This window comes from Bradyrhizobium sp. KB893862 SZCCT0404, from assembly GCF_018130885.1.
Lineage (GTDB): Bacteria > Pseudomonadota > Alphaproteobacteria > Rhizobiales > Xanthobacteraceae > Bradyrhizobium > Bradyrhizobium stylosanthis.
In genome coordinates, this window is the sequence record NZ_JAFCLT010000008.1 from 1 (window position 1) to 17,193 (window position 17,193).

Consider the following 17,193-nt stretch of genomic DNA (forward strand, 5'->3'; position numbering starts at 1 on the left):
CCGACCGACTGCTCGGTGGCGGCCTGGATGCTGGAAATCTGCTGGCCGATCTCGCCGGTCGCCTTCGCGGTCTGCTCGGCAAGCGCCTTCACCTCCGAGGCGACCACCGCAAAGCCGCGGCCGGCTTCGCCTGCGCGCGCCGCCTCGATGGTGGCATTGAGCGCGAGGAGATTGGTCTGGCCGGCGATGGTGTTGATCAGCTCGACCACGTCGCCGATGCGCGCGGCGGCCTTGGACAGTTCCCCGACGCGCTCGTTGGTCCTGCTGGCCTGCCCCACCGCCTCGCTGGCGATGCGTGCGGATTCCTGCACCTGCCGCGCGATCTCGGAAACCGAGGACGAGAGCTCCTCGGTGGCCGAGGCAACGGCCTGAACATTGGCCGAGGCTTCCTGGGAGGCGCTGGCGACTTCCGTCGACAGGTCCTGGGCGCGCGTCGCGGTCGTCGTCAGCGTACCGGCGGAGGCTTCGAGCTCGTTCGACGCCGACGACACGGTGTTCACGATCTCGCCGACCGCCTGCTCGAACTGGTCGGCAAGCCTGACCATATCCTGCTTGCGGCTCTCCGCCTGGCGCGCTTCGACCTCGACCTGCTCGTGGCGCAGGCGGTCGGTCTCGACCATGCTCTCCTTGAACACCTGGATCGCCTTGGCCATGTCGCCGATCTCGTCGCGATTTCCACGGCCGGGAATCTCGACCTTGAGGTCGCCACCGGCCAGCCGCCCCATCGCGCGGGTCATCGTGGCCAGGGGACCGACGATGCTGCGGGCAATCAGGAAGGCAACGATGCCGCCGAACAGGATCGCAAGGCCACCGGCGACCTCCTGGATCCAGGTCGTGTTGGCAATGACGCTATCGGCGGCTGCGCGCGACTTCTGGTAATCGGCCTTGAGCCCGGTTTCCGCGACCTTGAGCCTGTCGACGCTTTCGCCGATCAGCGGCGCGATATTGTTGCGGTAGATCTCGTCGGCCTGGAGGATCGCCGCGGAGGTGGCCTCGAAGGCCACCTTGTAGGCCGCAAGCGAGGTCTTGATCGGCCCGAGCGCGGCCTTGACCTCGTCAGGCAATCCCTCCTGCTCCAGCGTCGTGAGGCGCTGCTGCGCCCGTTCGACGTTGGTGCGGAACGTCGCCGGTCCCTTGGCGTCGCGCACGGCGAGGAAACGCCAGTTCGCGACGCGGACCAGCAGGATCTTGGCTTCGAGCTCGGTCACGAAGGCGCTCACATAGGAATCGCCGGTCGCAGTGGCCGCAGCGACCACCTTGCTGGTGTTGGCGGTGAGTTCGTCGCCGCCGGCGAGCAGAGTGGCCTTGCCCTTGGTCGTCGCGTCGATGGCGGCGCCCATGCGCTCGCGCAGGGATTTCAGCTTCTCGATATCGCTGGTGAGGCCGTTGTAGATCTTGAGCCGCTCCTCGGAGACGGTCGATTTGGCCGCGGCCTTCAACAGCTCGACCGTTGCGGTTTCCCGTTCCGCGGCTTCCTTGAAGGCCGGCGCATCGGCGTCATAGATGTAGCGCAGATTGGCGCGCCGGAGCGCCTGCAGGTTGATCGAGATTTCCTGGACGCGCGCGGTGTTGTCCGAGAGAGTGGACAGGCGCGCCATCTGGTCCTGGACCGCCCACAGATTCCAGACCGCGACCGCGGCCATCACCAGGCCAAGGCCCACGAGAACCGAAAATCCGGCGTAGAGACGCCCCCGAATTCCCAAACGCAAGCTCGGCATCGCTGTCACCCATCGCAGCAGGAAAGAGAAAGCAGCCGACGCCCCTCTCGGGATTGCAACGGTGGCCCGCCGCAACCACGCCCTCGAGAATCGTGCTGCACTGCTCACAGTGCGCAACAATTGTTAATTGAGGCTGTATTTTACCGGTGCCGAATACGGAGAAACGACGAAGTCATCGTCAGCTTCAGCAAAGCTGAGCAATAAAGCGGCAGCGCGATCAGTGCCTGATCGCGCAATCGCCTTGAAAGGCCACGCGCATGGGAGTGGCCTTCTGCTTTTGATGTCAGGCGGCGTGGACCGAGTTCAGGAACTTGGTGACTTCCTGCTTCAGGCGGTTGCTGTCCGACGACAGCGAGCGCGCCGCCGACAGCACCTGCGAGGAGGCCGAGCCGGTCTCGGAGGCGCCGCGCTGCACGTCACCGATATTGGTCGAGACGCGCTGGGTGCCGCGGGCCGCCTGCTGGACGTTGCGGGAGATCTCCTGCGTCGCCGCGCCCTGCTGCTCCACCGCCGCCGCAACCGTCGAGGAGATTTCCGACAGCCGCTCGATGGTGCCGCTGATCTCCCTGATGGATCCGACCGACTGCTCGGTGGCGGCCTGGATGCTGGAAATCTGCTGGCCGATCTCGCCGGTCGCCTTCGCGGTCTGCTCGGCGAGCGCCTTCACTTCCGAAGCCACCACCGCGAAGCCGCGGCCGGCTTCGCCTGCGCGCGCCGCCTCGATGGTGGCGTTCAGCGCGAGGAGATTGGTCTGGCCGGCAATGGTGTTGATCAGCTCGACCACGTCGCCGATGCGGGCGGCGGCCTTGGACAATTCGCCGACGCGCTCGTTGGTCTTGCTGGCCTGCCCCACCGCCTCGCTGGCGATGCGGGCGGATTCCTGCACCTGGCGCGCGATCTCGGAGACCGAGGAGGACAGTTGTTCGGTCGCGGAGGCAACGGCCTGCACGTTGGCGGTGGCCTCCTGCGAGGCGGACGCAACTTCCGTGGAGAGATTCTGGGCGCGCGAGGCGGTTGCCGTGAGCGTGCCGGCGGACGCTTCGAGCTCGTTCGAGGCCGACGACACGGTGTTCACGATCTCGCCGACCGCCTGCTCGAACTGGTCGGCGAGCTTGACCATGTCCTGCTTGCGGCTCTCGGCCTGCCGCGCCTCGACCTCGACCTGCTCGTGACGCAGGCGCTCGGTCGCGACCATGTTGTCCTTGAACACCTCGATCGCCTTGGCCATGTCGCCGATCTCGTCGGTCTTGCCACGGCCGGGGATCTCGACCGCCAGATTGCCGCCGGCCAGGAGGCCCATCGCGCGCGTCATCGAGGTCAGCGGCCCCACGATGCTGCGGGCGATCAGGAAGGCGACGATCAATCCAAACAGCGTGGCAAGTCCGCCCACGACCTCCTGCACGGTGGTGGTGCCGTCGATCGCGGCCTCGGCCGCGGTGCGCGACTCCTTGTAGTCCTTCTTCAGGGTGGTTTCGGCGGCCTTGAGCTTGCCGATGCTATCGACAATTAGCGGCGCGAGGTTCTTGTGGTAGATCTCGTCGGCCTGAAGCATCGCCGCCGACGTGGTCTCGAACGCGGATTTGTAGATTCCGAGCGCGGTCTTCACCGGGGCGAGCGTGGTGCGCAGCTCGCTCGCCTGCGGGCTCTTTTCGAGCGCCGAAAGACGCTGCATCGCCCGGTCCACATTGGTCCTGAAGGCGGCGGGTCCCTTGGTGTCGCGCAGGGCCAGGAAACGCCAGCCGGAGATTTGAACCTGAAGCAGCCTGGATTCGAGGTCCGCGACGAGGGCCGCGGTGTCCTCATCGACCGCGGCGCGCGCCACGTCGACCAGCTTGCCCATCTTGACGGTCAGCTCGTCGCCGCTCGGCAGCAGCGTCGCCTTGCCGGTTCGCGCCTCGTTGACGGCGTCCCCGAGATTGTCGCGCTGGCTCCGCATTTTGGCGATGTCGCCGACGAGGCCTTCGTAGAGCGCGCGCCGCTCCTCGGACGCCGTCCCCTTGGACCCGACCTTCAACAGCTCGGTCGCCGCGGTTTCACGCTCCGCAGCCTCCTTCATCGCAGGTTCGCTGGCGTCATAGATGTAGCGCAGATTGGCGCGCTGGATCGCCTGGAGATGGGTCGATATCTCGAGCACGCGCGCCGTGCTGTCCGAAAGCGCCGATTGCTTGGCGACCTGATCCTGTACGGCCCGCAAATTCCAGACGGCGACCACCGCCATCACCAGACCGACGACCACCAGGGCCATGAAGCCTGCGTACAGGCGTCCCCTGATCCGCAAACGAAACTTCGGCATTCCCATTCCACCAGATGCATGCGACTTCGAGCGGCCGAATTCGTTCGACGATCGTCAGCGGCCACCCCGGCAGCCGCGTCTCGCATCTTTGCGATCCACGCTGCACCGCGACACAATGGAGGACACTCGTTAATTGAACCTTCCAATTTTTCGCGCAGACTGTTTGCGACGCGCACAACTTATGCTGATTTTATAGCCAGAAGCCGGCGCCACGCGCCGGCCTGCCAGCAATCGGCGGCCGTCAGGCGCTGGCCTGCGTCATTTTGCCGAGCGCGTTCTCGACCACTTCCAGCGTGTAGGGCTTCTGGATCACCGGCGCCGAGGCGAGGTCCACCGGGATCGGCGCGCGCTCGCCATAGCCGGTCGCGAAGATGAAGGGCACGCCGATCTCCTTCAGCCTCTGCGCCACCTTGATGCTGCTCTCGTTGCCGAGGTTGAGGTCGAGCAGGGCAAAGCTCGGGCGGGTGCGCTCGATCGCCCGCAGCGCCTGATCGACGCTCGCGGCGGTGTCGACGTGGCGCGCGCCGAGGTCGAGCAGGATCACCTCCGCCGCCATCGCGATGATGAGATTGTCCTCGACGATCAGCGCCGTGTCGGAAATCCGCGGACGGGCGGCTTCTTGTTCTTCTATGCGCATGGCGGCTCCCGCAATGGATGGCACCAGTTCGACGAAGTTCGGGGGAATGACGAATTTGGCCTGGACCCCCAATAGATCGAAGCGGATCTCGGCCTCGCCCTTGAGGTCGAACGGCACGGAGCGTTCGATGATGGTGGTGCCGAAGCCGCGCCGCGAGGGCGGCTGCACCGGCGGACCGCCGCTTTCCTTCCACTCGATCACCAGACTCGAGCTCGGGTCGAGCGTCCAGACCACCTCGACCTGGCCGGTGGAATCGGCGAGCGCGCCGTATTTGGCGGAATTGGTCATCATCTCGTGCACGACGAGCGCGAGGGTCGCGAACGCCTTGGGATCGAGCGCCACGTCGGGCCCGCCCATCTTCACGCGCCCGGCGCGTGAGCCGAGATAGGCGCCGGCCTCGGATTCGACCAGGCTTCGGAGCGCGACCGGTGCCCAGTTCAAATTGGTGATCTGGTCGTGGGCCCGCGCCAGGGCCTGGATGCGGCCGCCCAGCACGCCGGCGAACTCCTCCACGCTGGTGGCGGTGTCCTTGCTCTGCGCCACCAGCGCGCGAACGAGGCTCAGGATGTTGCGGACGCGATGGTTGAGCTCGGCGATCATCAGCTCTTGCCGCTCCTGCGCGCCGCGGCGCTCGCGCGCAGCAAGGTCGGACAGTTGCAGGATCACCTCGAGCAGCGTGACGCGCAGGCTCTCCGCGATACGGATATCGGCCGCCGACCACGGCTTCGACTGGCCCGCCACCGTCTCCTGCCAGAGCTCGAAGCTCTTGCGCGGGGTCAGGCGCGGCCCGTTCGGTCCCTCCTCGTAGACCTTGTCGGCGGCGCCGGCCCAGTTCACGGACCGCGTGACCTCGCGGCGGAAGAAGATCAGGCAATCGCGCGGGGTTCGCGAGATCGGAATGGCGAGAAAGCCTGCGGCGCGGTCACGGAAGGACTGGCCGGCGGCATAGACCTTGGCGATCTCGGCACTGGCGAAGATCCGGCCCGGCGAGGTCCGGTTGATGAAGGCGACGAGATCCTTCACCTCCTCCTCGGTCGGGGTCTCCCCCTGCAGCGCGATCTTGTTGTCGGACCAGACCGCGACGCCGTCGCAGTCGATCATCTTGCGATAGTCGCCGAGGAAATCGACGATCGCGCGCCGGCTGTGCTCGTGCGAGGCCGCGGTCTCGATCAACCGCTCCTGGACCTGATGGGCGCGGCTCTCATAGGCGACGTCGCCCTCGCGCTCGCGTCCCTCCACGATCCAGGAGAACATCTGGCCGAACAGCTCGGCCGCCGTGCGCTTCTCGAACGAGATGTAGCGCGGCGAGTAATGGTGGCAGGCAAACAGGCCCCAGAGCTTGCCGTCGCGCAGGATCGACACCGACATCGAGGCGCCCACGCCCATGTTGCGCAGATACTCGATATGGATCGGCGAGACCGAGCGCAGCACGCTCATCGAGAGATCGAGCAGCGCCGCATTGTGCGTGGCGGTCGAGACCAACGCGGCGGGCCTTGCATTGATGTCGGCAATGATGCGCAGCCAGTTGCGCTGATAGAGAATGCGGGCCTGCTTGGGAATGTCGGAGGCCGGATAATGCAGGCCGAGGAAGGATTCGAGTCCCGTCTCCGCGGTCTCGGCGATGACCTCGCCCGACCCGTCCGGATGGAACTGATAGACCATGACGCGGTCGAAGCCGGTCAGCACCTTGAGCTGGCGCGCGGCTTCGCGGGCGAGGTCGCTCATGCCGCGCGTCTTGCGGATGCGCTCCAGCATCAGGCGGACCAGTTCGCCGGAATTGACACCGGGCTCGTCGACGCTCGGCTCCGCCTCGATGACGAGATAGGCGGCGGAGAAATGAATGGAGACGTCGTAAGGCGGCTTGCCGGCCTGGAGCTCGACGCCGAACAGGCGCTCGGTCGCATCGGGACCGCTCAGATGATCGACGCGGCTGCGGATGGTCTCGACCGCGGCGTCCGTGAAAACGCGCGACAGCGGCTGCTGCAAGAGGTCGGCGACATCCGTCCCGAGGAAGTCGCCGGCATTCTCCGAAGCCATGCAGATCGTGAAGTCGGAGAACACGGTGAGCAGGAAGCCGTAGGGCTGCACGCTGCCGGGAACGTGGATCGGCTCGCGATCGCAATTGGTGAGATTGACCGCCTCGTTCATGCGCGGTCCGCCGCCTGCTCGAACGCGGCGAAGGCCAGGCGCGCCGCCTCGATCGCTTCGTCCTCGTCGCAACTTCCGTCGTCAGCGAGCTTCGACAGAAAGCTCTGCCAGAGCCGCTTGCCGGTGCCGTGGCTGAGATAGGCGGTCGCCTCCCCGACGCGCGGATCGGCGGAATCCGCGACCGTCTTGAGAAGGAATTTCGCCCCGAGCCTGGAGCCCTCCAGCACATACATGGTGCCGAGCACGCCGCTCTGCGTCAGCGGCGACACCGGAACGGGCCATGGCATGGCGCTGCCGAGGCGGCCGAGGTCGGCCGCGATCGCGGCACTGCGCGACCGTTCCGTCCAGTCCGGAAACGTCCTTGCGACGCCGGCGTCGACGAGCGCAGCTTCGAGCGGCAGCAAGGCGGCGGCACTGGCTTGCAGGAAGCGGCGGTAACCGGAAAACACCGTGAGATCGAACGCCGAGAGCTGCGCGTCGAGCTCGCGGTGCGCAGCCGACGTTGCGTCTCGTAGCCGTTCGCGGAGTCCGGAGAAGCTGCGGCCTACCTGCGTTGAAACGTCCGAAGCCCCAGCCAGCATGAATTTCCCGAGAACGCAGGTTGCCACGGGCGCGATTGCGCCCGGAAACCAAGGGAACGCCGGCGGAACGCAAAGGTTCCCGCCGGCGATGGCGCCTCGGATGACGCGGACGGTCAGTGTCCGCTTTCCTCTATTTCCGCCGGATGGGCTTCCTAAGCTCGTACTCGATCTCGGACCGCGACATCCCGAAATCCTGAAGCTCCCTCTCGGTCATCGCAGCGAGCTGGCACCGGACCCGGGAGCGCTTTCGCCTGATGCGCAGGCGGTCCACCAGCATCTGCCAGGACCGTGCGAGCACCCCGGGCTGTGAACAGCGATGACCGGTGGACGCGACATCGTCCAACCCGATCAGCTCGCCGCTCTCGCGGGCGCTTGCGGAAATTGGCCAAGCGCCTTCTCGGTGAGGACCGAGTCGCAATATTCGCGGATCTCCTTGATCTTGCCGTCCTCCAGACGAAACACCAGGCAATAGTCGTTGTCGTAACGCACGCCCTCGGGCGTGAAATTGTCGCCCTTGGCTTCCACCACGACGATGTCGCCGTCGGCGATGAAGCGGTGGGCGACGGTGCGCGTCCGGTCGCGCAGGCGGGTGCGCACATAGCCGTGCAGGTCGTTGAGGATCGCCTCCTTGCCCGTGAAGGTGCGCGACCAGGAATACTGGCCGGTCACGACCCATCTGGCATCGTCGGCCAGGCTTGCGGTGAACAGGGAGCGATCGCGCACGGCCGGATCGGCGCTGGCGGCGGCGGCGAAAATGTCCTGCAGCAGTTTCTTGTTGGCGCTCGCACTCATGGCGGCATCTCCTTTGGTGAGTACGGAGAGATCATCGCTGCAGGTTGATAATTCTTCAAATCGATAGCTGGTATGATATGTATTCATCTCATGAATTTGACTTCGCTCGACCTCAACTTGCTGACCGCACTGGATGCGCTGCTGCGCGAGGCCAATGTCAGCCGCGCGGCCATGAGGATCGGCCTGTCGCAGCCGGCGACGAGCCACGCGCTGCAACGCCTGTGCGACATCTTCGGCGATCCGCTGCTGGTGCGGACCGGCGCGCGGATGGAGCTGACGCCGCGGGCGCAGGCCCTGCGCGCGCCGCTGGCGCAGGCGCTCGACCAGGTGCGCGGACTGTTCGTGCCCGAGGAATTCGATGCCGCACGCAGCGAGCGGCAATTCCGCCTGATGATGCCGGACCTCGCGGTCGAGCTGTTGATGCCGCCCTTGATGGAGAAGGTGACGCGGGCCGCCCCCAACGTCCGCATCGACGTCGTGCCGTGGCGGGGGTCTGCGATCTTCCATGCCGAGTTCGCCCGCACCATCGATCTCGTGATCTCGATCGGCAACGGCTTCAAGGGCTTTCATCGGCAATTGCTCTACACCGACGCCGACGCGCTGGCGGTGCGGCGCGGCCATCCGATGGCCGCGAAGCTGAAGCGGCGCGAGACCTTCCTGGCCGCCCGCCATGTCGGCGTGATCATTCGCGGCGGGGCTGAGGACCTGATCGACACCTGGCTGCGCACCAAGGGCATCAACCGCCACATTTCACTGGTCGTGTCAGGCTATCTCGAGGCGCTGCACGTCGCCGCCCGCACCGACCTCGTCGCCTTCGTGCCGCGCCGGCTGATCGCCGCGCTGTCGAAGCAGCTCGGGCTCGTCGCGGTGACGCCGCCGCTCGATCCGGGGATCGACGAGCAGTTCATGTTCCATCCGACGCGGGCCCAGATGGACCCCGGCTCGATCTGGCTGCGAAGGCTGATGCTGGAAACAGGGCGGGAGCTGGAGCAAACCAGGCGCAAGTCGCAGGGCGGATGAGCTGCCGTAGGGTGGATTAGCCGAAGGCGTAATCCACCACTGTTTGTCTCCGCGGAAACGAAAGTTGGTGGGTTACACCCAGCAGATGCGCGTCGCGCATCCGCTGGGCTAACCCACCCTACGAGAACGATTACGCCTTCTGCGCGGCCATCACCTTGCGCACGGCCGGACGGTCGGACATGCGCTTGAAATGGTCGGCGATCTTCGGCGTGGCGTTGATGTCGACGCTGTCGCCTTCGAGCCAGGTCGAGAGCGTGTAGAGATAGGGGTCGCAGATCGTGAACTGATCGCCCATGACCCAGGGTCCCCTGAACATCTTCTCTTCGATCAGCTTGAAGCAGGCGGCCATGGTCTGCGGCACCTTCGCCTTCATGTCGGCGAACGAGCTCTCTTGCGTCGCCCAGCGCGCGCCGCGCATCTTGTGGGCGTGGTTGATGTGCACGGTCGAGCACAGATAGGAGTTGAACGACTGCACCTGGGCGAAGTCGAAGGGGTCGTCGAGCGGTGCGAGCTTCGCCTTGGGGAAGGTCTGCGCGATGTAGGCCAGCATCGCCGGTGTCTCGGTCAGGACGCCGCGGTCGGTCACCAGCGCCGGCACCCGGCCTTTCGGGTTGATGGCGAGATAGTCCGGGCTGTTCTGCTGGTTGTCCTTGAAGCTCAGCCGTTCGGCCGTGTAGTCGGCGCCGGCCTCCTCCAGGGTCATGTAGGTGGCGAGCGCGCAGGTGCCGGTTGCGTAGTAGAGCTTGAGCATGTCTGACCTCATGGGAAAGCCGGAAAATAACGGCTGCCGTCCCCCAGGTCTATAGCACGACATTCTACGTACCGTGCTCTTCGCAGTTGCCCACATCCGCCCGCCTGTGCCAAGACGCCAGCAAGTGGAGGGGTTTGGACATGACGGTACTCATCGCCGGTGGCGGCATCGGCGGACTGACGCTTGCGCTGAGCCTGCATCAAATCGGCGTGTCCGTGAAAGTGTTCGAGAGCGTCGCGGAACTGAAGCCGCTCGGCGTCGGCATCAACGTGCTGCCGCACGCGGTGCGCGAGCTGATCGAGCTCGGGCTGATGGACAGGCTCGACGCCAGCGGGGTGCGCACCCGCGAGCTCGCCTATTTCTCCAAGCACGGCAAGCCGATCTGGAGCGAGCCGCGCGGGCTGGAGGCCGGCTACAAATGGCCGCAGTTCTCGATCCATCGCGGCACGCTGCAGCAGCTCCTGCTCGACACCGCGGTGGAGCGGCTGGGGCGCGAGAACATTCTCACTAGCCATCATCTGACCGGATGGACCGAGACCGAGAACGGCGTCCGCGCCGACTTCATCGACAAGGCGACCGGCAAGGCCGCCGGCACCTACGAAGGCGCGATCCTGATCGCCGCCGACGGCATCCACTCCGCCGCGCGCGAAAAGCTCTATCCCAATGAAGGGCCGCCGATCTGGAACGGCCGCATCCTCTGGCGCGGCGTGACGCCCGCCAAGGCCTTCCTCACCGGCCGCACCATGATCATGGCCGGGCACGAGATCCTGAAATTCGTCTGCTACCCGATCTCGAAGCAGCCGGACGCTTCAGGCAACCATTTGATCAACTGGGTCGCCGAGCGCCACATGCCGCCGACCTATCAGTGGCGGCGCGAGGACTATAACCGCACCGCGCGGCTCGAGGAGTTCCTGCCCTGGTTCGAGAGCTGGCAGTTCGACTGGCTCGACGTGCCCGGGCTGATCCGGAATTGCCCGCACGCCTATGAATATCCGCTGGTCGACCGCGATCCGGTCTCGCAATGGACTTTTGGCAAGGTCACGCTGATGGGCGATGCCGCCCATCCGATGTACCCGATCGGCTCGAACGGCGCCTCGCAGGCGATCCTCGATGCCCGCACCATCACCCGCGAGATCCTGACCCACGGCCCGACGCAAGCGGCGTTGCTCGCCTATGAGGCCGAGCGCAGACCCGCGACCACCGACCTCGTCCTGCTCAACCGCAAGAACGGCCCCGAGCAGGTGATGCAGCTCGTCGAGGAGCGCGCGCCCGACGGCTACAAGGTCGTCACCGACGTGCTGTCGCAAAAGGAGCTGGAAGACATCGCGGCGAACTACAAGCGTGTCGCGGGTTTCCAGGTCGAGGCGCTGAACGCGAAGCCGCCGATCGTGAGCAAGGACGCGCGGGCAAGGGCGTAGGACTTCGCGCCAAGCGAGATGCGCATGAGTGCGCCCTCGCCCCTTGCGGGAGAGGGCAGCTCCGCTGGTGCATGCAGACTCGCCTTTGGTGAGGGGTTGTCTCCGCGCGCATCTCTCCCAATTGAGTACGCGGAGAGAGACCCCTCATCCGGCGCCGTAGCCGAAGCTTCGCTTCGGCGTTCTTAAGCACGGCGGCCGAAGGCCGCCTATGCCACCTTCTCCCGCAAGGGGAGAAGCGAAGAGGAGCGCGCAGCCAGACTATTTTCCCACCACCCGCGCCGCCTCGAGCAGCCGCTCGCTCGCGCTGGCCGTCGCCAGCACCGTGCCGTCCTCCGCCATCAACTTCGCCTCGACGAATGCAATGGTCTTGCCGAGCTGCGTCACCCTGGCTTCGCCAATGATCGTCCCAGGCTTTGCGGGGCTGAGAAAATTCACGGTCATGCTGATCGTGGTGGTGTAGAGCCGGCCTTCGCTCATCACCAGCACGGCCGGGCCCATGGTGTCGTCGAGCATGGCCGAGAGCATGCCGCCCTGGATGAAGCCGGCGGGATTGCAGAACTCCGGCTTGCCCTCGAAGGCAAGCCTGATCCAGCCCTCCTGGGGGCGGGCGTCGAGCAGGCGCCAGCCGAGCAGCTCGGCGCAGGGCGGCCGTGGGAAGTTGTCGAGCGCGGTCTTGATCATGCGAGCCTCCGTTGCCGCCGACATCTAGCGTCATCCTGCTGACACCCTAGTGGCAGCAGGCGACGCCCCGCAGCGCTGCGTCCCCGGCGAAATACGGAGAACTGTACGGATTCGAGGCATTCCGTGCGGCATTAAGCCGGTTTCAACCACCCGGTTTCACGACAGATTCAATACGATCCAATTGGGAAATCCGCCGGTAAGCGGTTGGAAGTTACCAGCATGGGACAAGCGACGGTCAAACCGGAGCCTTCCATGCGAGCCCTTCTGAAGCGGGCGGCAGACCGCCTGCACGCGATCGAAGATCGACTGACCGTGCGGACGCAGATCGCCGCCGCCGTCGCCGCGCTGTCCATCGTGCTCGTCGGCACGCTCGCCGCCGGCGCCGCCCTCGTCAGTTACCGGCACACGGCCGCGCTCATCGAGAGCAACCTCGCCGGGATCGCCTCCACCACCTCGGCCCGGCTCGACCGCTTCATGGCGACGCGGCAGCAGGAGATGAAGCTCTTCGCCGAACTCCAGCCGATGCAACGGCTGTGGCAGGGCAATCCCGCGGAATTGCGCAGCGCGCTCGAGGCGCTGCAACACTCGTTCGACTTCACCTGGATCGGCTTTGCCGATCTCGACGGCAATGTCGTCGCCTCGACCGGCGGCCTGCTGCAGGGCAAGTCCGTCGCTGCGCGTCCGTGGTTCAAGCAGGGTCTCGAAAGGATCGCCGTCGGCGACGTGCACGAGGCCATGCTGCTGGCCTCGCTGCTGACGCAGCGCGCCAACAACGAGCCCTATCGCTTCGTCGACATCGCCGTTCCCGTCCGCGACGCCTCCGGCAAGCTGCTCGGCGTGCTCGGCGGCCACCTCGACTGGAACTGGGCGAGCAACCTGATCAAGGACGTCGAAGCCAATGACGGCGACACCGACACGCAGCTCTCGATCCTGAGCAAGGGCGGCGTGGTCCTGGTCGGGCCGCAGAAGGAAACGACGCGCTATGCCGGCGAGGATCTCTCCGGCATCCTGAATGCCCGCGACGGCACGTTCCGCGAAACCGCGGATGGACGGCAGTTGCTGACCGCCTTCCATGTCGGCCGCGGCTATCGCGATTATCAGGGGCTGAACTGGATCGTCACCGCGAGCCAGCCGGCGAGCGTCGCGCTCGCCGCCGCGATCTCCTCGGCGCAGATGATCATGGCGATCGGCGCGGTCACCGCCCTGATCGCCTTGTCGCTGGCCGTGCTGTTGGCGCGGCGGATCGCAGGCCCGATCATCGCGATCACGCAGGAGGCCGACCGGATCGGACGCGCCCATGGCCCGACCATGCTGGCGCGGCAGAGCGGCTCGGCCGAAGTGGTGCAGCTCTCGCGCGCGCTGCGCTCGCTGCTGCGCCGCATCGGCCTTGCCGAGGAGCGCACCAAGGAGGCCGAACTGCGCGCCACCGAGAACGCGATGCAGCTGCAGGAGGACATGCTGAAGCTGCGCCAGCTCGCCGACACCGACTTCATGACCGGCCTGATGAATCGCCGCTCGTTCCTCGCTGTCGCCGACGACGCCGTGGCGTTCTGCCGCCGCTACAAGCGCAACATGGCGACGCTGATGATCGACATCGATCATTTCAAGAAGATCAACGACACCCACGGCCACGCCGCGGGCGACGACGCCATCAAGCGCGTCGCCGAGATCGTCAACCAGTCGATCCGGACCACCGACAAGGCCGCCCGCTTCGGCGGCGAGGAATTCGTGGTGCTGCTGCGCGAGATCGACCAGGAGACCGCGATCCTGCTCGCCGACCGCATCCGGGCATCGATCGAGAGCGCGACGGTGCGCCACGGCGACACCGTCATTCCCCTCACCGTCTCGGTCGGGCTTGCGCTGTTCGACGAAGGTGACCGCGACGTCCAGGACGTGATCGAGCGCGCCGACCAGGGCCTCTATGTCGCCAAGAAGACCGGGCGCAACCGCACCTTCCTGATGCCGGCCGAAGACGAGCGCGCCGCGCGCGCAGCGTGAGGCGTTTCAGTCCAGCGCGTGCGCGATCACCTTGCGCATGACGTTGGGCAGCGCTTCGCCGGCCAGCGTCGCAATCGGCACCCAGCGCATGCCCTCGGGCGCGCGGGTGCGGGCCTCGGCCTTCGCCGTGTAGACCACCAGCTCCAGCGGAAAATGCGTGAAGACGTGGGTGACGACGCCCACCTTGCGCTGCCAGCGCGACAGCCCCTTCAGCGCGGGCGCCTGCTGTTTCGCCGTTGCATCCTCATGTCCGGCGAGCCAGTCCGAGCCCGGCACTTCGGTCATGCCGCCGAGCAGGCCCTTTTCGGGCCGCGAGCGGACCAGCAGCTCATCGCCGCGCGTCACCACGAAGGCGGCGCCACGCCGCAGCGTTCCGCTCTTCTTCGGTGCCTTGCGCGGAAACGTCTCCTGCGTGCCCAGCGCGCGCGCGGTGCAATCCTCGGTGAACGGGCATAGCGAGCAGGCCGGCTTCTTCGGCGTGCAGATCGAGGCGCCCAGATCCATCAGCGCCTGCGCGCTATCGCCGGCGCGCGAATTCGCCAGCAGTGTCGTTGCCAGTTGCTGGATCAGCGGCTTTGCTGCCGGCAGCTCTTCTTCAACGGCAAAGAGCCGCGACACCACGCGCTCGATGTTGCCGTCCACGGGCATGGTGTGGCGGTCGAAGGCGATCGCGGCGATCGCCGCCGCCGTGTAGGGGCCGATCCCCGGCAGCGCGCGCAGCCCCTCCTCGGTATCGGGAAAGGCGCCGCCGTGCTCGCACGTCACCGCCACCGCGCAGGCGTAGAGATTGCGAGCGCGCGAATAATAGCCGAGCCCGGCCCACATCCGCAGCACGTCATCCTGGGACGCACGCCCCAGCGCCGTGACATCAGGCCAGCGCGCGACGAATTTCTCGAAATAGGGCCCGACCGCCTTCACCGTGGTCTGCTGGAGCATGATCTCGGAGAGCCAGACGCGGTAAGGGTCCGACGCCTCTCCGGGCCCGGCGCGCCAGGGCAGCCGGCGGCGGTGGCGGTCGTACCAGGCGAGCAGGAGGGTCGGACGGGCCAGCGACGCGCTTGCCGCCTTGCTCTGTTCCTTCTTGCGCGCAGTCGTGGAGGACATGCGCCCTTCCTAGAGGAGGATTTCGGCTGTGGCCAGCGGGACCGGACCGTTGCGTGCTATAACGTCATACGTTATACACAGACATGATCCAGAGCTTCGCCAACTCCGAGACAGAGTTGATCTGGTCCGGGCGGCGAAGTCGAAAACTGCCGCCCGACATTCAGAATGCAGCCTTGCGAAAACTGCGTCTGTTAAATCAGGCGCGGGTGTTGGCCGATCTCAGGGTTCCCCCGGGCAACCGGCTCGAAGCCCTGAAAGCCGACCGCCAGGGCCAGCATTCGATCCGGATCAACGATCAGTGGCGCATCTGTTTTGTTTGGGACGACGGAGGACCGAGAGATGTCGAAATCGTCGACTACCACGACTAGGAACGGGCTCCTCCGCAATCCCCATCCCGGCGAGATCCTGCTCGAGGAATTCCTGAAGCCGATGGAGCTCAGCCAGAACGCGCTGGCACGGGCCGTTCACGTTCCGCCGCGGCGGATCAACGAGATCGTGCTGGGCAAGCGCGATATCAGCGCCGATACCGACCTGCGGCTCGCCCGCTATTTTGGTTTGTCGGAGGGCTTTTTCCTTGGGCTCCAGATGGACTACGATCTGATGCAGCGGCGGCGCGAGATTGATCGCGACCTCAAGGCCATCCGGCCTCGCGCGGCGGCATAGCGGACGCCCCATGTCCAAATCCGGCCCCATCTACAAGCCAGGTCCGATCAGCGCCAAACCGCTCGGGATCCTGCTCGACGACGTCTTTGCCGAGGCCTATGCCAAGCAGGGCTTTGCGGCGCGCGAGCTGGTGACGCGGTGGGCGCAGATCGCGGGGCCGGAGATTGCGGCCCATGCCGAGCCGCTCAAGATGCAATGGCCGCGGCCCGTCGAGGGCCAGCCGCAGGAGCCGGCGACGCTGGTGCTGCGGGTCGAGGGTCCCATGGCGCTGGAGATCCAGCACTCCGCGGACGTAATCCTGGAACGGGTCAACCGCTTCTTCGGCTGGAGCGCGGTCGGCAAGCTGGCCTTCCGCCAGGCTCCCCTGTCGCGGCCGCGGGCCCGGAAACGGCCCGGCCCGCCGGACCCCAAATCGGTCGCCAAGGTGGCCGAGAGCCTAGGGGAGATCGAGGATGAAGAACTGAAGACGGCGCTGGCCCGGCTCGGGGCCGCCATCAAGCGAAATTGAGCCTCATTTCGCGGGCAATCTGGGCCCGTTCCTGCCGCTCGCCATTGCCTCAAACCACGTTTCAAGCTAGCGACAGGCCGCCCGGGAACCTTGCCAAACCTCGGGGCGAGACCACGCCAATTCGGGAGCCGACCTTGATCATCACCCGCCGCGCCTTCACCACGATGCTGTCGCTGACCGGGCTCGCCGCGCTCGCCGGGCTCTCGCCGCTGCGGTTCGTCTCCGAGGCCTTCGCGCAGTCCGCCGCCGATGTCGCCAAGCCGGTGTCGCTGCCCGACATGGCGCTCGGCCCGAAGGATGCCGCCGTCACCATCACCGAATACGCCTCGATGACCTGCCCGCACTGCGCGGCCTTCAACGAGCAGGTGTTCCCCAAGATCAAGTCGGAATACATCGACACCGGCAAGGTGCGTTACATCTTCCGCGAGTTCCCGCTCGACATCAAAGCCGCCGCCGGCTCGATGCTGTCGCGCTGCATCGCCAAGGACGACGCCGCGAAATACTTCGCCGTCACCGACATGCTGTTCCGCCAGCAGAGCGACTGGGTGATGAAGAACACCACCGAGACCCTGACGCGGATCGGCAAGCAGGCCGGCCTGACCCAGCAGCAGGTCGAAGCCTGCCTGAAGGACCAGGCGCTGCTCGACAAGATCGCCGCCGACCAGAAATACGCCAGCGACGTGCTCAAGGTGGATTCGACGCCGACCTTCTTCATCAACGGCGAGAAGATCAAGGGCGAGGCCTCGTTCGAGGAGTTCGCCAAGAAGATCAATCCGCTCCTGAAGAGCTGATTCGCTCGTCAAGATCCTGATTCGCATCTCGAAAGCCGTATCTTTCCCGGCATAAATCCCTTGGGAAAAGCGGCTTTCGCCGGTTGCCCT

Annotated in this window: 16 protein-coding genes; 7 read left to right on the forward strand and 9 right to left on the reverse strand. The window is 66.0% G+C overall.

All coding sequences use genetic code 11. From position 1 onward, the window contains the following. From JQ617_RS27600 to JQ617_RS27625, 6 genes are all read right to left on the reverse strand, one after another. A partial coding sequence (locus JQ617_RS27600; protein ID WP_212029076.1) for a HAMP domain-containing methyl-accepting chemotaxis protein occupies positions 1 to 1,718 on the reverse strand: 1,718 nt, incomplete at its 3' end. 283 nt (positions 1,719 to 2,001) lie between these two features. After that, entirely contained in the window at positions 2,002 to 4,011 is a 2,010-nt protein-coding gene (locus JQ617_RS27605) for a methyl-accepting chemotaxis protein (protein ID WP_212029077.1), read from the reverse strand. A gap of 241 nt (positions 4,012 to 4,252) precedes the next feature. Beyond that, complete coding sequence (locus JQ617_RS27610) at positions 4,253 to 6,796, reverse strand: HWE histidine kinase domain-containing protein (protein WP_212029078.1); 2,544 nt, start codon at positions 6,794 to 6,796, stop codon at positions 4,253 to 4,255. Continuing rightward, a complete protein-coding gene (locus tag JQ617_RS27615) occupies positions 6,793 to 7,377 on the reverse strand; it encodes a biliverdin-producing heme oxygenase (protein ID WP_212029079.1) in 585 nt (194 codons plus the stop codon). The genes JQ617_RS27610 and JQ617_RS27615 overlap by 4 nt, the downstream gene beginning before the upstream one ends. A 130-nt stretch (positions 7,378 to 7,507) precedes the next feature. After that, positions 7,508 to 7,654, reverse strand: a complete 147-nt coding sequence (locus tag JQ617_RS40275) for a DUF1127 domain-containing protein (protein WP_283842093.1) — start codon at positions 7,652 to 7,654, stop codon at positions 7,508 to 7,510. 71 nt (positions 7,655 to 7,725) lie between these two features. Then, positions 7,726 to 8,169, reverse strand: a complete 444-nt coding sequence (locus tag JQ617_RS27625) for a nuclear transport factor 2 family protein (protein WP_212029080.1) — start codon at positions 8,167 to 8,169, stop codon at positions 7,726 to 7,728. 90 nt (positions 8,170 to 8,259) lie between these two features. On the opposite strand from JQ617_RS27625, the gene JQ617_RS27630 reads away from it, so the two are divergent. Beyond that, a complete protein-coding gene (locus JQ617_RS27630) occupies positions 8,260 to 9,189 on the forward strand; it encodes a LysR family transcriptional regulator (protein WP_212029081.1) in 930 nt (309 codons plus the stop codon). A gap of 130 nt (positions 9,190 to 9,319) precedes the next feature. Here the strand turns inward: JQ617_RS27630 and JQ617_RS27635 are convergent, their stop codons facing one another. Beyond that, positions 9,320 to 9,940 (reverse strand): glutathione S-transferase family protein, encoded by a 621-nt coding sequence (locus JQ617_RS27635; protein WP_212029082.1) that lies wholly within the window; start codon positions 9,938 to 9,940, stop codon positions 9,320 to 9,322. A gap of 140 nt (positions 9,941 to 10,080) precedes the next feature. Here JQ617_RS27635 and JQ617_RS27640 point away from each other — a divergent pair, with 140 nt between their 5' ends. Continuing rightward, positions 10,081 to 11,358, forward strand: coding sequence for a flavin-dependent oxidoreductase (locus JQ617_RS27640; protein WP_212029083.1), 1,278 nt, complete (start codon positions 10,081 to 10,083; stop codon positions 11,356 to 11,358). Positions 11,359 to 11,616: 258 nt separating this feature from the next. On the opposite strand, the gene JQ617_RS27645 is transcribed toward JQ617_RS27640, so the two are convergent. Then, complete coding sequence (locus JQ617_RS27645) at positions 11,617 to 12,039, reverse strand: PaaI family thioesterase (RefSeq protein WP_212029084.1); 423 nt, start codon at positions 12,037 to 12,039, stop codon at positions 11,617 to 11,619. A gap of 252 nt (positions 12,040 to 12,291) precedes the next feature. Between JQ617_RS27645 and JQ617_RS27650 the strand changes: the two genes are divergently transcribed. Further along, positions 12,292 to 14,037 (forward strand): sensor domain-containing diguanylate cyclase, encoded by a 1,746-nt coding sequence (locus JQ617_RS27650; protein WP_212029085.1) that lies wholly within the window; start codon positions 12,292 to 12,294, stop codon positions 14,035 to 14,037. 6 nt (positions 14,038 to 14,043) lie between these two features. On the opposite strand, the gene mutY is transcribed toward JQ617_RS27650, so the two are convergent. After that, on the reverse strand, positions 14,044 to 15,141 hold the full coding sequence (gene mutY, locus JQ617_RS27655) for an A/G-specific adenine glycosylase (RefSeq protein WP_212029086.1): 1,098 nt from the start codon (positions 15,139 to 15,141) through the stop codon (positions 14,044 to 14,046). An 83-nt stretch (positions 15,142 to 15,224) separates the two neighbouring features. Between mutY and JQ617_RS27660 the strand changes: the two genes are divergently transcribed. The 4 genes from JQ617_RS27660 (at position 15,225) to JQ617_RS27675 (ending at position 17,103) form a co-directional block, all read left to right on the forward strand. After that, positions 15,225 to 15,509: a type II toxin-antitoxin system RelE/ParE family toxin gene (locus JQ617_RS27660; RefSeq protein ID WP_063692033.1), complete on the forward strand. Its 285-nt coding sequence runs from the start codon at positions 15,225 to 15,227 to the stop codon at positions 15,507 to 15,509. Next, on the forward strand, positions 15,481 to 15,804 hold the full coding sequence (locus JQ617_RS27665) for a HigA family addiction module antitoxin (protein ID WP_063692035.1): 324 nt from the start codon (positions 15,481 to 15,483) through the stop codon (positions 15,802 to 15,804). The genes JQ617_RS27660 and JQ617_RS27665 overlap by 29 nt, the downstream gene beginning before the upstream one ends. A gap of 10 nt (positions 15,805 to 15,814) precedes the next feature. Continuing rightward, the gene (locus JQ617_RS27670; protein ID WP_212029087.1) at positions 15,815 to 16,312 is read left to right on the forward strand and encodes a DUF721 domain-containing protein; all 498 of its coding nucleotides are present in this window, start codon (positions 15,815 to 15,817) and stop codon (positions 16,310 to 16,312) included. A 134-nt stretch (positions 16,313 to 16,446) separates the two neighbouring features. After that, complete coding sequence (locus JQ617_RS27675) at positions 16,447 to 17,103, forward strand: DsbA family protein (RefSeq protein WP_212029088.1); 657 nt, start codon at positions 16,447 to 16,449, stop codon at positions 17,101 to 17,103. Positions 17,104 to 17,193 lie beyond the last annotated feature (90 nt).

What these genes read in the sequence shown, in the direction of transcription:
- JQ617_RS27605 (WP_212029077.1), bottom strand. Translation starts at nt 4,011, where the DNA reads ATGCCGAAGTTTCGTTTGCGGATCAGGGGACGCCTGTACGCAGGCTTC.
- JQ617_RS27610 (WP_212029078.1), bottom strand. Translation starts at nt 6,796, where the DNA reads ATGAACGAGGCGGTCAATCTCACCAATTGCGATCGCGAGCCGATCCAC.
- JQ617_RS27615 (WP_212029079.1), bottom strand. Translation starts at nt 7,377, where the DNA reads ATGCTGGCTGGGGCTTCGGACGTTTCAACGCAGGTAGGCCGCAGCTTC.
- JQ617_RS40275 (WP_283842093.1), bottom strand. Translation starts at nt 7,654, where the DNA reads ATGCTGGTGGACCGCCTGCGCATCAGGCGAAAGCGCTCCCGGGTCCGG.
- JQ617_RS27625 (WP_212029080.1), bottom strand. Translation starts at nt 8,169, where the DNA reads ATGAGTGCGAGCGCCAACAAGAAACTGCTGCAGGACATTTTCGCCGCC.
- JQ617_RS27630 (WP_212029081.1), top strand. Translation starts at nt 8,260, where the DNA reads ATGAATTTGACTTCGCTCGACCTCAACTTGCTGACCGCACTGGATGCG.
- JQ617_RS27635 (WP_212029082.1), bottom strand. Translation starts at nt 9,940, where the DNA reads ATGCTCAAGCTCTACTACGCAACCGGCACCTGCGCGCTCGCCACCTAC.
- JQ617_RS27640 (WP_212029083.1), top strand. Translation starts at nt 10,081, where the DNA reads ATGACGGTACTCATCGCCGGTGGCGGCATCGGCGGACTGACGCTTGCG.
- JQ617_RS27645 (WP_212029084.1), bottom strand. Translation starts at nt 12,039, where the DNA reads ATGATCAAGACCGCGCTCGACAACTTCCCACGGCCGCCCTGCGCCGAG.
- JQ617_RS27650 (WP_212029085.1), top strand. Translation starts at nt 12,292, where the DNA reads ATGCGAGCCCTTCTGAAGCGGGCGGCAGACCGCCTGCACGCGATCGAA.
- mutY (WP_212029086.1), bottom strand. Translation starts at nt 15,141, where the DNA reads ATGTCCTCCACGACTGCGCGCAAGAAGGAACAGAGCAAGGCGGCAAGC.
- JQ617_RS27660 (WP_063692033.1), top strand. Translation starts at nt 15,225, where the DNA reads ATGATCCAGAGCTTCGCCAACTCCGAGACAGAGTTGATCTGGTCCGGG.
- JQ617_RS27665 (WP_063692035.1), top strand. Translation starts at nt 15,481, where the DNA reads ATGTCGAAATCGTCGACTACCACGACTAGGAACGGGCTCCTCCGCAAT.
- JQ617_RS27670 (WP_212029087.1), top strand. Translation starts at nt 15,815, where the DNA reads ATGTCCAAATCCGGCCCCATCTACAAGCCAGGTCCGATCAGCGCCAAA.